12 protein-coding genes are annotated in these 19279 nt (G+C 68.0%); all 12 read left to right on the top strand.

Annotation, left to right across the window (positions count from 1 at the left end; genetic code table 11):
• Positions 1-155: 155 nt before the first annotated feature.
• Positions 156-1829 (top strand): 30S ribosomal protein S1, encoded by a 1674-nt coding sequence (gene rpsA, locus FHW84_RS19650; RefSeq protein ID WP_167257681.1) that lies wholly within the window; start codon positions 156-158, stop codon positions 1827-1829.
• A gap of 69 nt (positions 1830-1898) precedes the next feature.
• Positions 1899-2210, top strand: coding sequence for an integration host factor subunit beta (locus FHW84_RS19645; RefSeq protein WP_026634345.1), 312 nt, complete (start codon positions 1899-1901; stop codon positions 2208-2210).
• 160 nt (positions 2211-2370) lie between these two features.
• Positions 2371-2631 (top strand): LapA family protein, encoded by a 261-nt coding sequence (locus FHW84_RS19640; protein WP_167257680.1) that lies wholly within the window; start codon positions 2371-2373, stop codon positions 2629-2631.
• Positions 2628-3800, top strand: coding sequence for a lipopolysaccharide assembly protein LapB (lapB, locus tag FHW84_RS19635; protein WP_167257679.1), 1173 nt, complete (start codon positions 2628-2630; stop codon positions 3798-3800). Before FHW84_RS19640 ends, lapB begins: the two co-directional genes overlap by 4 nt.
• A gap of 7 nt (positions 3801-3807) precedes the next feature.
• Positions 3808-4857, top strand: a complete 1050-nt coding sequence (locus tag FHW84_RS19630) for a glycosyltransferase family 4 protein (RefSeq protein WP_343203629.1) — start codon at positions 3808-3810, stop codon at positions 4855-4857.
• Entirely contained in the window at positions 4844-6739 is a 1896-nt protein-coding gene (locus FHW84_RS19625) for a nucleoside-diphosphate sugar epimerase/dehydratase (RefSeq protein ID WP_167257678.1), read from the top strand. The genes FHW84_RS19630 and FHW84_RS19625 overlap by 14 nt, the downstream gene beginning before the upstream one ends.
• Positions 6740-7615, top strand: coding sequence for a UTP--glucose-1-phosphate uridylyltransferase GalU (gene galU, locus FHW84_RS19620; protein WP_167257677.1), 876 nt, complete (start codon positions 6740-6742; stop codon positions 7613-7615). It begins immediately after the preceding gene.
• Between the two features lie 362 nt (positions 7616-7977).
• Positions 7978-14001, top strand: a complete 6024-nt coding sequence (locus FHW84_RS19615; RefSeq protein ID WP_167257676.1) for an MG2 domain-containing protein — start codon at positions 7978-7980, stop codon at positions 13999-14001.
• Positions 14002-14121: 120 nt separating this feature from the next.
• Positions 14122-16530, top strand: coding sequence for a penicillin-binding protein 1C (gene pbpC, locus FHW84_RS19610; protein ID WP_167257675.1), 2409 nt, complete (start codon positions 14122-14124; stop codon positions 16528-16530).
• Between the two features lie 115 nt (positions 16531-16645).
• Positions 16646-17935: an FAD-binding oxidoreductase gene (locus tag FHW84_RS19605; RefSeq protein ID WP_167257674.1), complete on the top strand. Its 1290-nt coding sequence runs from the start codon at positions 16646-16648 to the stop codon at positions 17933-17935.
• On the top strand, positions 17932-18279 hold the full coding sequence (locus FHW84_RS19600; protein ID WP_167257673.1) for a tRNA-binding protein: 348 nt from the start codon (positions 17932-17934) through the stop codon (positions 18277-18279). Before FHW84_RS19605 ends, FHW84_RS19600 begins: the two co-directional genes overlap by 4 nt.
• An 81-nt stretch (positions 18280-18360) precedes the next feature.
• Positions 18361-19245, top strand: coding sequence for a subclass B3 metallo-beta-lactamase (gene bla, locus FHW84_RS19595; protein WP_167257672.1), 885 nt, complete (start codon positions 18361-18363; stop codon positions 19243-19245).
• Positions 19246-19279: the final 34 nt, after the last annotated feature.

The following is a 19279-nucleotide window of genomic DNA, read 5'->3' as shown; positions in this document are numbered from 1 at the left end:
AGGCATCAAGGCGCCCCGCCTCGAGCGGGGTTTTGGTCAACGGTGCCGAAGGGGATCCTCCTCTGTAGACACCCACAACCGGTGGGCCGATCCACATTGCGCAAACTTTCCCATGCGCGCGGTGGAGCAGGCCTTTTCTCATTTCTGGAATCAACATGACTGAAAGTTTTGCCGAGCTGTTTGAACAGAGCCAACAGGCCATCTCCAAGCTGAAGCCGGGCGCGATCGTCAGCGGCATCGTTGTGGAAATCCGCAACGACGTCGTGGTCATCAACGCCGGCCTCAAGAGCGAAGGCATCGTCCCGATCGAGCAGTTCAAGGACGAGAGCGGCACGCTCGAGGTGCAGGTGGGCGACGAAGTGAAGGTCGCTCTCGACGCGCTGGAAGACGGCTTCGGCGAGACCAAGCTCTCCCGCGAGAAGGCCAAGCGTTCCATGGTGTGGGACGACCTGGAAGCCGCCTTCGAGAAGGAAGAGACCATCACCGGCAAGATCTCCGGCAAGGTCAAGGGCGGTTTCACCGTCGACATCAAGGACGTCCGCGCGTTCCTGCCGGGTTCCCTGGTCGACGTGCGCCCGGTCCGCGACCCGGTGTACCTCGAGGGCAAGGACCTCGAGTTCAAGATCATCAAGCTGGACCGCAAGCGCAACAACGTGGTCGTCAGCCGCCGCGCCGTCGTCGAGACCGAGTTCTCCGAGGAGCGCGAGAAGCTGCTTGAGCGCCTGACCGAAGGCGCGGTGGTGAAGGGCACGGTCAAGAACCTCACCGACTACGGCGCGTTCGTGGACCTGGGCGGCATCGACGGCCTGCTGCACATCACCGACATGGCGTGGAAGCGCGTGCGCCACCCGTCCGAAGTCGTCAACGTCGGCGACGAGCTGGACGTGCGCGTGCTGAAGTACGACCGCGAGCGCAACCGCGTGTCGCTGGGCCTGAAGCAGCTGGGCGACGACCCGTGGGTCGCCATCGCCCGCCGCTACCCGGTCGGCAGCCGCCTGTTCGGCAAGGTCTCCAACGTCACCGATTACGGCTGCTTCGTCGAGATCGAGCCGGGCGTGGAAGGCCTGGTCCACGTGTCCGAGATGGACTGGACCAACAAGAACGTCAACCCGGCCAAGGTGGTGCAGGTCGGCGACGAGACCGAAGTGATGGTGCTGGACGTGGATGAAGAGCGTCGCCGCATCTCGCTGGGTATCAAGCAGACCCGCTCGAACCCGTGGGAAGCCTTCGCCGCCATGCACAAGAAGGGCGACAAGGTGTCGGGCCAGATCAAGTCGATCACCGACTTCGGCATCTTCATCGGCCTGGACGGCGGCATCGACGGCCTGGTCCACCTGTCCGACATCTCCTGGCAGGGCACCGGCGAAGACCTCGTGCGCAACTTCAAGAAGGGCGACGAGATCGAGGCCGTGGTGCTGGCGGTGGATCCGGAGCGCGAGCGCATCTCCCTCGGCATCAAGCAGATGGAGCAGGACCCGTTCGGCCAGTTCATGGCGACCAACCCGCGGGGCACCATCGTCAACGGCACCGTGAAGGAAGTCGACGCGAAGGGTGCGGTGATCGACCTGGGCGAGGGCGTGGAGGGTTACATCCGCGCCAACGACATCGCCAAGGAGCGCATCGACGACGCCACCCAGCACCTGAAGGTGGGCGACAAGGTCGAAGCCAAGTTCACCGGCATGGACCGCAAGGGTCGCCAGCTGCAGCTCTCCATCCGCGCCAAGGATGAAGAAGACCTGCAGGACGCGATGCAGGAGTACTCGTCGGCTTCCGGCGGTACCACCAAGCTCGGCGCCCTGCTGAAAGAGCAGCTGAACAAGGCCGACTAAGCAACACACGCAAGACACGGGGCGGCGCTCGCCGCCCCGTGGTTCCATCGTCACGGACATTGGGGACCCATGACCAAATCCGAATTGATCGAAGCGCTGGCACGGCGCCAGACCCATCTGGCCTTCAGCGACGTCGAACTGGCCGTCAAGAGCGTCATCGAGCAGATGAGCAACGCGCTTTCCCACGGCGAACGCATCGAAGTCCGCGGTTTCGGCAGCTTCGCGCTGCACTACCGTCCGCCGCGCATGGGCCGCAATCCCAAGACCGGCGAAGCGGTGGCCCTGCCGGGCAAGCACGTGCCGCATTTCAAGCCGGGCAAGGAATTGCGCGAACGCGTCAACCAGGCCCTGGCCGAAGCGGAAGCGGCTTCCGCGGCCTGAAGGCTTCAGGCCAGGCAAGCGATGGAGGCAGGCGGCGTCGAGCCGGTCCTGCCTTCTTTTTTGTCTGTGCGTCGTGAATGCGAAAACCTGCGCACACCGCATGAACACTGGCCTCGCGGACGCCTGTGCCGGTAGGCATCAATCGGTTAAAGTCCCGGGCATGCGATTGATCGTCACGCTCGTTCTCCTGCTCTTCATCGCCGCCGGCGTGGCGCTGGGCGCGCTCAACGCCGACCTCGTCGGCTACGACCTCGGCTTCGCGCGCTTCCAGCTGCCCAAGGGCGCGGCCCTGCTCGCCGCGATGGCCGTGGGCTGGCTGCTGGGCGGGCTGACGGCATGGCTGGGCACCAGCGCGCGGCATCGCCGACAGCGCCGGCAGAGCGCCCGCGGCACGGATTCCAAGCTCCCCGCCGACGCATGATCGCCCTCTATGTGCTGGCCCTGCTGATCCCGGTCGCCTTCATCAGTGGCTGGTGGACCGCCCGGAGCGCCGGAGCGAAACGCTCGGGCGCGCAGGTCAGCGAGCTTTCCTCCGACTACTTCCGCGGCCTGAACTACCTGCTCAACGAAGAGCAGGACAAGGCCATCGAAGTGTTCCTGCGCCTGGCGGAATACAACCGCGACACGGTGGAAACGCATCTCGCCCTGGGCAACCTGTTCCGCCGCCGCGGCGAAGTGGATCGCGCGATCCGCCTGCACCAGCACCTGGTCTCGCGTCCGGGCCTGTCCGATGCGATGAAGACTGTCGCGCTGCTGGAACTGGGCGAGGACTACATGCGCGCCGGCCTGCTCGACCGCGCCGAAACGCTGTTCTCCGACCTGGTGGCGATGGATGCGCACGCGCCGTCCGCGCTGCGCCACCTCATCGCGATCTACCAGCACGAGCGCGACTGGCACAAGGCGATCGAACACGCGCGCCGCCTCGAAGCCATGACCGGCGAAGACGAGGCCGGCATGATCGCGCAGTTCTATTGCGAGCTGGCCGAGCAGGCCCGCCAGCACGGCGCGCGCCAGGACGCCCGCGAGTACCTGCGCCAGGCCTTCGCCTGCCAGCACGACAGCGTGCGCGCCTTCATGCTCACCGGCCGCCTGCATGCGGAAGAGGGCGAGCACGGCAAGGCCATCGAGGCCTACGAGGCGGCGGTGGAAGCGGATATCGCCTTCGTGCCGGAAATCCTGCCGCCGCTGCTCAACAGCTACGCGCGCTCGCAGCAGATGGAACGCGCCGAGCGTTTCCTGCGCGACATCCTGGAGCGCTACCACGGCATCTCGCCGGTGCTCGCGCTCACCCGCCTGTACCAGCAGCGCGACGGCGAGCGCACGGCGATCGACTTCCTCACCTCGCAGCTGCGCCAGCGCCCTTCGGTGCGCGGCCTGATGGCGCTGATCGACGCCACCATGGACAAGGTCGAAGGCGAGGCGCGCGAGAACTTCCTGATCCTGCGCGACCTCACCAAGAAGCTGCTGGAAGGCCAGGCCATGTACCGCTGCAGCCGCTGCGGCTTCGGCGCCAAGGCCCACCACTGGCAATGCCCCAGCTGCAAGAGCTGGAGCACGATCCGGCCGATCCACGGCGTCGCCAACGAGTGAGGCCGCGATGATGACGCCCCTCGTGCTGGCCTCAGGAATGGTGCTGGCCTCGCTCATCCTTGCCTTGCTGATCGTGCTCGCCGCGATCGCCTATGCGCGCTGGCGCGGCATGCTCGACCACCCCGGCCAGCGCCGCTCGCACTCCATTCCCACCCCGCGCGGCGGCGGCATCGGCATGGTCGCCGCCGTGCTGGCGACCTCGCCGTGGGCGCTGCTGCTGTTCGCGCCGGCGTGGCCGTGGCAGGTGGCGCTGGCCTTTGCGCTGGGCACCGTGCTGGTGGCCGCGATCGGCTGGTGGGACGACCATCATTCGCTGCCCGTGCTGCCGCGCCTGGGCGTGCAGCTGGGCGCCAGCCTGCTGTTCGGCGGCGCGCTGATCGCGGGGGCGCCGGCCCTGGGCGAGGTGTCCTGGCTGTGGCTGCCGCTGCTGGTGCTGGGCGGGGCCTGGAGCATCAACCTGCACAACTTCATGGACGGCATCGACGGCATCCTGGCCCAGCAATGCCTGTTCGTGGCGGTGGGACTGGCCCTGCTGGCCGGCGGGGCGGGGCAGCCGGCCCTGGCCGTGTCCGCCGCCTGCCTGGCCGCCGCCGCGCTGGGCTTCTGGTGCTACAACCGGCCGCGGGCGGCCATCTTCATGGGCGACGTGGGCAGCGGCACCCTGGGTTTCCTGCTGTTTGCCTTCACCGCGCTGCTATGGCGGGTAGACCATGCTCTGGTCTGGCCGGCCGTGATCCTGAGTTCATCCTTCGTAACGGACGCCAGCCTTACCCTGCTGAACCGTTTCCTGAAGGGACGGCGCTGGTACGCCCCGCATCGCGAGCACCTGTATCAATGGCTGGTTCGCAGCGGCTTTTCGCACGCCAGGGGGGATGCCTGTTATCTGGCCTGGAACGTACTGGTGGCGGCGCCGCTGGCGTGGCTGTCATGCTGCTGTCCGGGATGGGGATGGACCATAGGCGTCGTCACCTATTTGATCGCGGGCGCAGCTTGGGTGCTCGCCAAGCGCTACTGTCTGTGGCGTATCCAGCACAAGGCTAGTCATGTCGCTACGTAAATTCATCGCTGTCATCCATCCGCGTGCGGCCGTCGTGCTGCACGACCTGCTGATGGCGGCGCTGGCCTGGTGGATCGCCAAGTCGCTGCGCTACGCCCTGGTGGGCGGCGTGTCGGTGCACTTCCACCTGCTGGAATTCCCGCTGGTGCTGGCGGTGCAGGGCCTGGTACTGAACTGGACCGGCCTGTACCGCGGCCTGTGGCGCTTCGCCAGCCTGCCGGACCTGTGGAACATCCTGCGCGCCACGGTCATCGGCTCGCTCGCCATCGGCCTGATCCTGTTTCTCTACAACCGCCTGGAAGACGTGCCGCGTTCGGTGCTGCTGGTCTATCCGGTGGTGCTGTCCATGCTGCTCGGCGGGCCGCGCCTGGCCTACCGCTTCTGGAAGGACAGCCGCATCGACATGTTCCAGTCGCAGCCGGTGCAGCGCGTGCTGATCGTCGGCGCCGACCGCGCCGGCGAGGCGCTGGCGCGCGACCTGCACCGCGACAGCCGCTACGCCGTGGTCGGCTTCGTCGACGACCACGACAGCCTGCGCGGCGCCAGCATCAACGGCCGCCCGGTGCTGGGCCGGGTGGAGCTGCTGCCGGAGCTGGCGCGCGAAGTGGCCGCGCAGATGCTGCTGATCGCCATGCCCGGTGCCTCCACCGAGGAAATGCGCCGCGTGGTCGAGCTGTGCGACCAGACCGGCCTGCCGTACCGCACCGTGCCCAAGCTCGAGGACGTGGTCGCCGGCCGCGCCCAGTTCAACGAGATCAAGGAAGTCGCCATCGAGGACCTGCTCGGCCGCGACGCGGTGGAGCTGGACTGGACGGCCATCCGCGAAACCCTCACCGGCAAGCGCGTGCTGGTCACCGGCGGCGGCGGCTCGATCGGTTCGGAACTGTGCCGGCAGGTGGCGCGCCTGGGCGCGCAGTCGCTGTGCGTGGTGGACAACGGCGAGTTCAACCTCTACCAGATCGCGCAGGAACTGCGCCAGGAATTCCCCGAGCTGCTGTTCGATCCGATCCTGGCCGATTGCGGCGACCCCGCCGCCATGACGCGCCTGTTCGTCGAATACAAGCCGCAGGTGGTGTTCCACGCCGCCGCCTACAAGCACGTGCCGCTGCTGCAGGGCCAGTTGCGCTCGGCCTTCCGCAACAACGTGCTGGCCTCGCGCAACATGGCCGACCTGGCCGACCGCCACCACGTCGAATGCTTCGTGCTGATCTCCACCGACAAGGCGGTCAACCCCACCAGCGTGATGGGCGCCTGCAAGCGCATCGCCGAGATCTGGTGCCAGAACCTCGATGCCCGCTCCACCACGCGCTACATCACCGTGCGCTTCGGCAACGTGCTCGATTCGGCCGGCTCGGTGGTGCCGCTGTTCCGCAAGCAGATCCGCGCGGGCGGCCCGGTCACCATCACGCACCCGGAGATCTCGCGCTATTTCATGACCATCCCGGAGGCCTGCCAGCTGATCCTGCAGGCGGCCAGCCTGGGCAAGGGCGGCGAGATCTTCGCGCTGGACATGGGCGAGCCGGTGAAGATCCGCGACCTCGCCGAGCAGATGATCCGCCTGGCCGGCAAGAAGCCGGGCACCGAGATTCCCATCGTGTTCACCGGTTTGCGCTCCGGCGAGAAGCTGTTCGAGGAACTGTTCCATCCGCTGGAAAACTACACGGCGACCGCGCACGCCAAGATCTTCCTGGCGCAGTACCGCCAGGTCAGCTGGGACCTGCTGCAGGCCCAGCTGGTGAAGGCGTCCGAAGCCACGGTCGCCTACGATGAGGAAACCCTCAGGCGCTGCGTGTCCAGCCTGCTGCCCTCGTTCCGCTGGAGCGATGTGGCGCAGCCGGACAATGTGGTGTCGATCCGTCGCAACGAATCAGGAGAGAAGTGAGTGAGCAAGCCTTTGCGCAAGGTGGTGTTTCCCGTGGCGGGCCTGGGCACGCGTTTCCTGCCGGCCACCAAGGTGGTCGCCAAGGAAATGCTGCCGGTGCTGGACAGGCCGCTGATCCAGTACGCGGTGGATGAAGCCGTCGATGCCGGCGCCGACACCCTGGTGTTCGTCACCAACCGCTACAAGCACGCCATCGCCGACTACTTCGACAAGGCCTACGAGCTGGAAGCGAAGCTGCAGGAAAAGGGCAAGGACGAACTGCTGGCCCTGGTGCAGGGCACCCTGCCGCGCAACGTGCGCGCCATCTTCGTCACCCAGCCCGAGGCGCTGGGCCTGGGCCACGCCGTGCTGTGCGCCAAGCCCGTGGTCGGCGACGAGCCGTTCGGCGTGATCCTCCCGGACGACCTGATCTGGAACAAGGGCAAGGGCGCGCTGGGCCAGATGGCCGAGCTGGCGCAGAGCCAGGGCGCCGGCGGCGTGATCGCGGTGGAGGAAGTGCCGCAGAACGACACCGACAAGTACGGCATCGTCGACGCCACCCCGATCGATCCGCGCAGCGCGCAGATCCGCCACATGGTGGAAAAGCCCAAGCCGTCCGAGGCGCCGTCCAACCTCGCCGTGGTCGGCCGCTACGTGCTGCCGGGCCGCATCTTCGAGCTGCTGGAAAAGACCACGCCGGGCGCCGGCGGCGAGATCCAGCTGACCGACGCGATCGACGCCCTGCTCAAGGAACAGGGCAAGGTGCTGGCCTATCGCTTCGAAGGCACCCGCTTCGACTGCGGCAACAAGGCCGGCCTGGTGCGCGCGACCATGCACATGGCGCTGCAGGATCCGAAGCTGGCGCCGGTGGTGCGCGAGCTGCTCGCCGGCCTCTGACGCTTTAGCCCCTCTCCCGCCGGGAGAGGGGTTGGGGTGAGGGTGCGGTCGGAGCGCAAGAGTGATGCGCATCGCTTCGGCCGAACCCTCATCCGCCTGCCGGCACCTTCTCCCGATGGGAGAAGGATTCCAGGTCAGGGATTGAGGAAATAGCCGGACACTTGGCCGCCCAAATCCCTCCGCGCCCATGCCACAATCCCATCAGCATTCCGCCAGGAATCGCAGGCAGGATGCGTCAAGGGGAAAGACCTGATCACGACGCTGTTCCACTCGCTGGAGCGGCTTTGTCGCATGCGGGTTCCGGCCCAGGGTCGGCCTAGCGCCGTCTTGCGTCTTCATCGGATGAATTGCCAGGAAGCATTATGGATTTGCTGCGGTTTCTGCTCTCGTTGCCCCTGCGCCTGCTGCGCGGCCTGCTCTATGTGATCGCGCTGCTGCTGCGGCCGCTGATCGGCAACGTGTCCTGGTCCGCGCCGGGCTGGGTGCCCGCCACGGGCGCCTTCGTCAGGCGCAAGCCGCTGCAGTCGGCCGGGCTGCTGGTCGGCGTGGTGGCGCTGGCGGCGGGCGGCTGGTTCGGCTGGGAGTGGTACAAGAACCGCCCCAAGCCGGTCGAACCCACCCGCATCACCTTCGAGGTGAGCAAGCCGGGCATCACCAACTACACCGCGCAGACCATCAGCTACGACCCGCTCACCGTGCGCTTCTCGCGTTCGGCCGCGCCGCTGGAAGGCGTCGGCAAGCCGGTCACCGCCGGCGTGGTGATGGACCCGGTGATGAAGGGGCAATGGACCTGGGAGGACGACCGCACCCTGCGCTTCGCCCCCAGCGAGGACTGGCCGGTCAGCAAGCATTTCGAAGTGCGCTTCGACATCCCCCGGATGTTCGCGCCGCACGTGCTGATGGCCGAGGACCATTTCAGCTTCGACACCGAGCCCTTCGTGGTGAAGTTCGGCCGCGGCGAATTCTTCCAGGACCCGCAGGACGCCACCGCCAAGAAGACCATCCAGCCGGTGAGCTTCAACTATCCGGTGGACACCGCGCAGTTCGAGAAGCGCATCGCGCTCACGCTCAGCCAGAAGGGCAGCGCCGACAGCGATCTCAAGTTCACCGTCGTGTACGACCCCTACAAGCTGCAGGCCTGGATCCATTCCCAGCCGCTGGCCCTGCCGCGCGACGACGGCGCGGTGAAGTATGCGCTCGACAAGGGTGTGCGCAGCCTGCGCGGCGGCGACGCCTACAAGGAAAAACTCGATACCGCGGTGAAGGTGCCGGGCCTGTACAGCCTCACCATCGACGACATCTCGCCCACCCTGGTCGACAACGACAAGTACGAGCCCGAGCAGGTGCTGGTGATGGGCCTCGGCGGCACGGTGCGCGACAGCGAGCTGGCCGGCCTGACCAAGGCCTGGATCCTGCCGAACCGCAATCCGAAGGTGGACCAGTCCGACGACGACTCGCCGTACCCGTGGGACGTTTCCCAGGTCAGCGAAGACCTGCTGCGCAAGTCGCAGCCGCTCAAGCTGGAACTGGTGCCGACCGAGAACGAATACGAAGCCGGCCAGAGCTTCAAGTTCCATGCCGAACCCGGCCAGCGCATCTACGTACGCGTGGAAAAGGGCCTGAAGTCGTTCGGCGGCTACATCCTGGGCCAGCCCAGGGTGCAGGCGCTGACCGTGCCGGACTACCCCAAGCTGCTGCGCTTCATGGCCGACGGCTCGCTGCTGTCGCTCAGCGGCAGCAAGCGCATCTCGGTGGTGTCGCGCAATCTGCCCGGCATGCGGGTGGAAGTGGGCCGCGTGCTGCCGGACCAGCTGCAGCACCTGGTCAGCCTCAACGAAGGCAACTACGCGCATCCGTCGCTCAACTACGCGTTCAGCGAAGACCACATCGTCGACCGCTTCGAGCAGAAGCGCAGCTTCCCCAAGGGCGACCCGGGCAAGGCGCATTACGAGGGCGTGGATCTCGCGCAGTACCTGAAGGACGGCAAGCGCGGCGTGTTCCTGCTGCATCTGTCCGCCTACGACGCGGCCGCCGAGAAGAAGCGCGCCGATGCCGCCAAGGCGGCGGAGCAGGGGCCGGAAGCCGCGCCGCGCACTGCCGCGGATGAAGGCGCCGACGCGGAAGGCGAAGGTGAAGGCGAGGCCGAGGGCGATGCCGCCGAAGCCGACACCAGCACGCCCGACCCGGCCGACACCCGCCTGGTGGTGGTCACCGACCTGGGCATGCTGGTCAAGCGTGCCGTCGACGGCAGCCAGGACGTGTTCGTGCAGTCCATCCACGACGGCCAGCCGGTGGCCGGCGCCACCGTGTCGGTGCTGGCGGTGAACGGGCAGACCCTGTTCAGCGAAAGCACCGGCGCCGACGGCGTGGTGCATTTCCCCACGCTCAAGGGCCTGGAGCGCGAGAAGCGCCCGGTGCTGTACCTGGTGAAGAAGGGCGAGGACCTCTCCTTCCTGCCGATCGGCAGCTACGACCGCCAGCTCGACTATTCGCGCTTCGACATCGGCGGCGAGCGCAACGCCACCAACCAGGGCCAGCTGTCCAGCTACCTGTTCTCCGACCGCGGCATCTACCGCCCGGGCGACACCTTCCATATCGGCCTGATCGTGCGCGCCGCCAGCTGGACGCGCAGCGTGGCCGGCGTGCCGCTGCAGGCGGAGATCGTCGACCCGCGCGGCGTGACCGTGAAGCAGCTGCCGATGAGCATGGACGCCAGCGGCTTCGGCGAACTCTCCTACGCACCGGCGGAAACCGCGCCCACCGGCACCTGGACGGTGAACCTGTACATCGTCAAGGACGGCAAGGCCGGCGCGCAGATCGGCAGCACCACCGTGCAGGTGAAGGAATTCCTGCCCGACCGCATGAAGGTCGAGGCCAGGCTGTCGCAGCAGGTGCCGGAAGGCTGGGTCAAGCCGGACCAGCTCAAGGGCCTGGTCGACGTGCAGAACCTGTTCGGCACGCCGGCGGAAAACCGCCGCGTCGAGGCCTCGCTCACCCTGCGTCCGGCCTGGCCGGCTTTCCGCAGCTGGCAGGACTACCACTTCTACGACGTGCGCCGCGCCAAGGAGGGCTACGAAGAAGCCCTGCAGGACGGCACCACCGACGACAAGGGCCATGCCGAATTCGCGCTGGACCTGAAGAAGTACGCCGACGCCACCTACCAGCTGTACTTCCTGGCCAAGGCCTATGAAGCCGAGGGCGGCCGCAACGTCGCCGCCGCCGCGCAGACCCTGGTCTCCAGCAACGACTGGCTGGTCGGCTACCGCGCCGCGGACAGCCTGGACTACGTCGGCCGCGGCTCGCCGCGCAGCGTGCACCTGGTGGCGATCGACAGCCACGCTAAGGCCACCGAGGTGAAGGACCTGCGCGCCGAGCTGATCGAGCGCCGCTATATCTCGGTGCTGACCAAGCAGGATTCGGGCGTCTACAAGTACCAGTCCAAGCTCAAGGAAATCGCCGTCAGCGAAAAGCCGCTGACCCTGACGGCCGCCGGCATGGACTACGCGCTGCCCACCGACAAGCCGGGCAACTACGCCCTGGTGATCCTGCGCGGCAGCGACCGCGTCGAGGTCAACCGGGTGGACTTCTCGGTGGCCGGCGACGCCAACGTGTCGCGCTCGCTGGACCGCAACGCCGAACTGCAGCTCAGCCTGAGCAAGCCGGACTACGCGCCGGGCGAAGCCGTCGAGATCGCCGTGCGTGCGCCTTACGCGGGCAGCGGCCTGATCACCATCGAGCGCGACAAGGTCTACGCGCACGCGTGGTTCCATGCCGACACCACCAGCTCGGTGCAGCACATCACCGTGCCGGCGGACTTCGAAGGCAACGGCTACATCAACGTGCAGTACATCCGCGATCCGTCCTCGGACGAGATCTTCATGAGTCCGCTGAGCTATGGCGTGGTGCCGTTCTCGGTCAACCTCGATGCGCGCCGCAATGCCATCAAGGTGGACGCGCCCGCGCTGGTGAAGCCGGGCGAGACGGTGACCTTCAAGCTCAGCGCGCCGCAGCCGACCAGGGCGGTGGTGTTCGCGGTGGACGAAGGCATCCTGCAGGTGGCCCGCTACAAGCTGGGCGATCCGCTGAAGTTCTTCTTCCGCAAGCGCATGCTGGAAGTGGGCACCTCGCAGATCCTCGACCTGATCCTGCCGGACTTCGAGAAGCTGATGGCCATGGCCGCCCCCGGCGGCGATGCGGATGCGGCGATCGGCCGCCAGCTGAATCCCTTCAAGCGCAAGCGCGACAAGCCGGTGGCGTTCTGGTCCGGCATCGTCGACGTGGACGGCGAGAAGGAACTGACCTACCAGGTGCCGGACTACTTCAACGGCAAGCTGCGCGTGATGGCGGTCAGCGTGTCGCCGGATCGCGTCGGTACCTTCGAAGGCGCCACCACCGTGCGCGGCGATTTCGTGCTGTCGCCGAACGTGCCCACCACCCTGGCCCCGGGCGACGAGGCCGAAGTGAGCGTGGGCGTGGCCAACAACCTCACGGGTCTGGGCGGCAAGCCGGTGCCGGTGGCGGTGACGCTGAAGACCGGCCCGCAGCTGCAGGTGCTGGGCGAGGCCACGCAATCCTTGAGCCTGGGCGAGATGCGCGAAGGCGTGGCGCTGTTCCGCGTGAAGGCCACCGACAAGCTCGGCTCGGGCAATCTCAGCTTCAGCGCGGGCTATGGCGGCAAGTCGGCCAGGCAGAGCGTGGACCTTTCCGTGCGCCCGGCTTCGGCCTACCGCACCCAGGTCGACGTGGGCCGCGTCGATGCCGGCGCCAAGGCCGACCTGCCGGACCTGCGCAAGCTCTACGACGAATACGCCGCGCGCGATTCCGCCGTCTCGCCGCTGCCGGTGGTGCTGGCGCAGGGCCTCACCAGCTATCTGGTGAACTACCAGAACTACTGCAGCGAGCAGATCATCAGCTCGGCCATGCCGCGCCTGGTGCTGCCGAAGTGGCCGGTGGTGCCGGTGTTCGCGCATGCGCTGCAGCCGGCCTTCGAAGCCAAGAAGCTCAGCAACGAGGAAGCGCTGTCCAACTTCCTCGACGTGCTGCATTCGCGCCAGAACGGGCAGGGCGGCTTCGGCCTGTGGGCGGCCACGCCCGACGCCGAGCCGTTCGTGTCGGCCTATGCGATGAACTTCCTGATCGAAGCGCGCGACCGCGGCGTGAGCGTGCCGGCGGACATGTTCAATGCCGGCAACACCTACCTGCGCCAGCTCGCCGGCGACAACGGCATGGACTCGCTGGACAAGCTGCGCCAGCGCGCCTACGCCGTGTACCTGCTGACCCGCCAGGGCAATGTCACCACCAACGACCTGGCGGCCGTGCAGAAGCGCCTGCAGGATGCGTACCCGGACCAGTGGAAGAACGACCTGGCCGCGGCCTGGCTGGCCGCTTCGTACCAGCTGCTGAAGCAGGACAAGCAGGCCGCGCAGCTGATCGCCGGCCCGCAGAAGCTGCTGGAGCGCAGCGACCGCGACAAGCACTACGTCTACGGCTACTACTACGACGCGCTGATCCGCGATTCCAGCGTGCTCTACGTGCTGGGCAAGCACTTCCCCGAGCGGGCGAAGAACCTGTCGCCGCGCGTGTGGGAGAACATCGGCTACGCGCTGTCGCACCGCTGGTACAACACGCTGTCCTCGTCGATGACCATCCTGGCGCTGGACGCCTACGCCAACGACGCGGCCGCCGACGTGGCCAAGCTCGGCATCGACGAAGTGCACGCCGACGGCAGCGTCAAGGCCATCGCCACCTTGCAGGGCAACCTGGTGCAGGCCGGCAGCTGGAGCGCCGCGGCGGTCCGCCTGCGCTACGTCAACGGCGGCGCGCTGCCGGCCTGGTACGTGGCCAGCCAGGGCGGCTACGACCGCGACGCGCCGGCCAAGGCGGTGAAGGACGGCATCGAGATCATCCGCGAATACACCGACACCAGCGGCAAGGCGCTGAGCGAGGTGAAGGTGGGCGAGGAGATCGACGTGCACGTGAAAATCCGCGCCACCCGCGACGAGGGCGTCTCCAACGTGGCCATCGTCGACCTGCTGCCCGGCGGCTTCGAGCCGGTGATCCAGCCGCCGCCGGAAGTGACCGACCACCAGGAGGACGGCAGCGAGCAGAACGACGCCGGCGGCGACAGCAAGGTCGAGGCCAGCGCCTGGCGCTCGCCGATCGGCCTGTCCAGTTCCACCTGGATGCCGGAATACGCCGACATCCGCGAGGACCGCGTGGTGATCTACGGCACCGCCACCCCGGACGTGCGCCAGTTCGTGTACCGCATCAAGGCCACCAACGCCGGCAAGTTCATCGTGCCGCCGGCGTACGGCGAGTCGATGTACGACCGCACGATCCAGGCGCGCTCGCCGGGTGGTACGACGTTGACGGTGAGCAAGCCGTAAGACCTATCGACCGGCGTAGGTTGGGGTGAGCGCAGCGAACCCCAACGTGGCGGCCACGCGGCCAGTCCCGTTGGGGTTCGCCTCCGGCTCACCCCAACCTACGCCAGCGCTGCTGGAACGATGAAAGCCGTACTCGCCAACTCCGCCGTCAAAGCCCTCACCCGCTGGATCCTCCGCTGGCAGAACTGGCTCGTCGGCGCCGTGCTGATCGCCGCCGTGCTGGCGGGCCTGCGCCTGTGGCCGCACCAGCGCCTGCGCACATGGCTGCCTTCCTCCACCGCCGTCTACGACGCCAAGGGCCGCCTGCTGCGCCTCACCCTGGCCAGCGACGACCGCTACCGCCTGTGGGTGCCGCTGAAGGACATCTCGCCGCAGCTGGTGCAGGGCGTGCTGCTGCACGAGGACCGCTGGTACCGCTGGCATGCCGGCTTCAATCCCTATGGCCTGGCGCGCGGCGCCTGGGTCACCTATGTGCGCCACGGCAATCCGCAGGGCGGCTCCACCGTGACCATGCAGCTGGCGCGCCTGCTGTGGCGGCTCAATACGCGTTCGCCGCTGGGCAAGCTGCGCCAGCTCGGGCGCGCGGTGCAGCTGGAGCTGTTCTATTCGAAGGACGAGATCCTCGAGGCCTATCTCAACTACGCGCCGTACGGGCGCAACGTGGAAGGCGTGGGCGCCGCCAGCCTGGCCTATTTCGACCAGCCGCCCGCCGCGCTGACCTTGCCCGAAGCGCTGACCCTGGCGGTGGTGCCGCAGGATCCGACCCGCCGCCTGCGCGCCGGCGGCGAGGCAGCGGACGCCGCGCCGGACGTGATCAATCGCCACCTCGCCGACTCGCGCAACCGCCTCTACGCGCGCTGGCTGCAGCAGCACCCCGCCGACGCCGCGCTGAAGCCGCTGTTCGCGCTGCCGCTCAACCTGCGTTCGCTGTCGCGCCTGCCGTTCGAGGCGCCGCATGCGGTGGAGCAGCTGCTCAATGCGCGGCGGCTGGAGGCCGGCAGCACCGACAGCCGCGTCGCCTCCACGCTGGACCTGGACCTGCAGCACGACCTGGAGCGCCAGGTCGCGCGCTATATCGAACGCAACCAGTCGCGCGGCGTGCGCAATGCGGCGGCGATCCTGGTCGACACGCGCGACATGGCGATCAAGGCGATGATCGGCTCGGCCGGCTATGGCGACGCCGCCATCCACGGCCAGGTCAACGGCACCCAGGCCAAGCGCTCGCCGGGTTCGACGCTCAAGCCCTTCATCTATGCGCTGGGCTTCGACCAGGGCGTGCTGCATCCGCAGACCGTGCTGCGCGACGTGCCGACCTCTTTCGGCCCGTACACGCCGGAGAATTTCGACGGCCATTTTCTCGGGCCGGTCACCGCGACCGAAGCGCTGGTGCGCAGCCGCAATATCCCCGCGGTGTGGGTGGCCTCGCAGCTGCACGGGCCGAGCTTCTATCAGTTCCTGCGCGAGGCCGGCATCGGCCGCCTGGCCAGCGAGAAGCACTACGGCCTGGCCCTGGTGCTGGGCGGCGGCGAAGTGACCATGCAGGAGCTGGCCGGCCTGTACGCCATGCTGGCCAACCGCGGCGAACTGAAGCCGCTGCGCCTGGTCGCGAACGATCCGCTGCCGAAGCAGGGCACGCGCCTGCTCAGCGAAGAGGCCAGCTTCATGGTGATGGACATGCTGCGGCAGAACCCGCGCCCCGACGAAACCACCGGCGCGCAGCCCTACCGCCTGCCGGTGTACTGGAAGACCGGCACCTCGTGGGGCTTCCGCGACGCCTGGACCGCCGGCAGCTTCGGCCCCTACGTGCTGGTGGTGTGGGTGGGCAATTTCGACGGCAGCAGCAATCCGGCCTTCGTCGGCGTGGAAGCGGCGGCGCCGCTGTTCTTCCAGATCGTCGACGCGCTGCGTGCCGAACAGCCTGGCATGGCCGAGCCGATCCGCCGCATGCCGGCCAATCTCAAGCGCGTGTCGATCTGCCTGGCCAGCGGCGAGCTGCCTAATCAATGGTGCCCGCAGAAGGGCAGCACCTGGTTCATTCCGGGCAAGTCGCCGATCCGGGTCAGCCAGGTGCATCGCCCGGTGGTGATCGACGACGCCACCGGCAAGCCGGCCTGTCCACCTTACGACGGCAAGCGCACCCATCTGGAGGTGTACGAGTTCTGGCCGTCTGAACTGCAGCAGGTGTTTATCCAGGCCGGCATCCCGCGCCGCACGCCGCCGCGCAACGAGGCCTGCGTCAACGGCGGCGAGGCGGTGGGCGAGCCGCCGCGCATCACCTCGCCCCTGCGTGGCAGCATCTACGCGCTGCGGCTGAAGCGCAGCGACGAGGGCCGCATCGCCTTCAGCGCGAACGGTGACGCCGCCACGCGCACGCTGTACTGGTTCGTCAACGACGCCTATGTCGGCAGCAGCGCGCCGGGGCAGCCGCTGTTCTGGCAGCCGCCCGCTGCGGGCAACTACGACATGCGCGTGGTGGACGACCGCGGCATGAGCGATACCCGGCCGCTGGGTGTGAGCCTGGTCGAATAACGGGTACCCAGATGAAGCAGGATCGAACGACCCTGCCAACGGTCACGCCGGAGCCCGCGCGGCGCTGCGCTATGCTGCCAGGCCTGTCCCGCGCAGCCTGCCTCCGAGCGCCACGATGAAGCAGCCACCGGCCCCTTCCTATTACCGCGCCACGGCGAACGCCTACGAGCCGTACGCCGCGCTGCGCGGCCGCGCGGAAGCCAAGGTGGCCATTATCGGCGGCGGCTTCGCCGGCCTGCATACGGCGCTGGCGCTGGCCGAGCGCGGCGTGCGCGACGTGCTGCTGCTGGAGCGCGAGCAGGTCGGCTTCGGCGCCTCCGGCCGCAATGGCGGCTTCGTCTTCGCCGGCTATTCGCTGGGCGAGCAGAGCCTGCTGGACCAGCTCGGCGAGGAGCGCGCACGCGCGCTGTTCGGGCTGACCACCGCGGCGGTGGAACGCATCCGCGCGCAAGTGCTGCGCTATGGCATCGACTGCGGCCTGGTCGACGAAGGCGTGCTGTGGGCGAACTGGTTCCGCGACCCGGCCGTGCTGCGCGCGCGCCAGGCGCTGCTGGAAAAACACTACGGCGTGCAATGGGAATGGGTGCCGCAGCAGGCGCTGCGCGAACGCGTGCATACCGCGCGCTATTTCGACGGGCTGTACGAGCGCAACGCCTTCCATCTGCATCCGCTCAACTTCGCCATCGGCCTGGCCGCGGCCGCCGCGGGGCAGGGCGTGCGCATCCATGAAAACACCGACGCCTGGCAGCTGCGCCGCGACGGCCTGCGCTGGCGCGTGGAAACCGACCAGGGCACGGTGCTGGCCGAGCACGTGGTGCTGGCCTGCGGCGGCTATCTGGCCGGCCTGCAGAGGCGCATCGACCGCGCCATCCTGCCGATCGCCACCTATGTGATGGCCACCGAGCCGCTGAGCGAGCGCCTGCGCGACTGCCTGGACACGCGCGCGGCGATCTACGACACGCGCTTCGCCTTCGACTACTACCGCCCGCTGCCGGACACGCGCCTGCTGTGGGGCGGGCGCATCTCGATCCGCAACCGCTCGCCGCAGGCGGTGCGCCGCCTGCTGATGCGCGACCTGCTGCGCGTGTTCCCGTCGCTGAAGGACGTGCGCGTCGACTTCGCCTGGTCCGGCCTGATGAGCTACGCGCGCCACCAGATGCCGCAGATCGGCGGCGGCGAGGAAGGCCTGTGGTGGGCGCAGGCCTTCGGCGGCCATGGCCTGGCGCCGACCTGCGCGGCGGGCGGGCTGCTGGCCGCGGCCATTGCCGAGCGGGATGGCGGCTGGAAGCAGTTCGCCGATTACGGCCTGGCCAGCGCGCATCGTCCCGCCGGCTATCTGGCGGCACAGGCGAGCTACTGGTGGCACCAGGGCCGCGATTGGTTCAAGACGAGACTGGAAGCATGACGAGCGAACACAGCGCGGAAATCACCTGGGCCGACTTCGAGAAAGTGCTGCTGGTGGCCGGCACGGTCACGCGGGTGGAAGCGTTTCCCGAGGCGCGCAAGCCGGCCTGGAAAGTGTGGGTGGATTTCGGCCCCTACGGCGAGAAGAAGACCAGCGCGCAGATCGCCGCGCTGTACCGCGCGGAAGATCTGGTCGGCCGGCAGGTCGTCGGCGTGATCAATTTTCCGGAGAAGCAGATCGGGCCGTTCCGCTCGCAGTTCCTGCTGACCGGATTTCCCACCGACGAGGGCGTGGTGCTGACGGCGATCGAACGGCCGGTGCCGAACGGTACGCGCCTCGCTTAGACCACGGCTCGCCCGCGGCCGGCCATATCCGCTCCATACAGGGCCGGCATGCTGCGGCACCTCCCACGATCAGGACGAACGATGAACCAGCCGCTCCGCCTTCTTCTCGCCGGCGCCGTCGCGCTGGCCTGCGCCCAGCTCCACGCCAGCGATGCCGACGACCGCGGCTGGACCACGCCGGAAAAGCCGTTCCGCATCTACGGCGATACCTGGTACGTCGGCACGCACGGCCTCAGCGCCATCCTGATCACCTCGCCGCAAGGCCACGTGCTGATCGACGGCACCCTGCCGGAGAACGCCAAGCGGGTGGAGCAGAACATCCGCGCGCTCGGCTTCCGCCTCGGCGACATCAAGGCCATCCTCAACTCGCACGCGCATGCGGACCATGCCGGCGCGATCGCCGCGCTGGCCGCGGCCAGCGGTGCGCAGGTCTACGCCAGCCACTACGGTGCGGAAGAGCTGAAGGCCGGCGGCGACTACGCGGAAGATCCGCAGAACGGCGAGGCGCCGCATTTCCCCAAGGTGGCCAAGGTCAACGAAGTGCCCGACGGCGGCACGGTGAAGGTTGGCGACATCGTGGTGACCGCGCATTACACGCCGGGCCATACACCGGGCGCGACCACGTGGACCTGGCGCTCCTGCGACAAGCAGCGCTGCCTGGACGTGGTCTATGCCGACAGCATCACCGCCTTCACCAACGGCGTGTACCGCTACAGCGATCCGGCGCATCCAGAGCGCGTCACGGGTTTCCGCAAGACCTTCGACATCGTCGGCGCGCTGCCCTGCGACGTGCTGGTCACCACGCATCCGGACATGAGCGATTTCCTCGAACGCGCCGCCGCGCACCGCGCGGGCAAGCAGCCGGACCCGCTGTTCGACCGCAACGCATGCAAGGCGCTGGCGCAGTCGTCGGTGGTGAAGTTCGAGGAGAAGCTGAAGGAAGAGCGGGCTGCCAAGAAGCCCTGAGGGCGCCTACCTCGTCATTCCGGCGCAGGCCGGA

The sequence above is a fragment of the Dyella sp. SG562 genome (genome assembly GCF_011759495.1).
In the GTDB taxonomy this organism is placed as follows: Bacteria; Pseudomonadota; Gammaproteobacteria; order Xanthomonadales; family Rhodanobacteraceae; genus Dyella_D; species Dyella_D marensis.
Note: the sequence above shows the minus strand (reverse complement) of the source record. Positions and strands in the feature narration are given on the sequence as shown.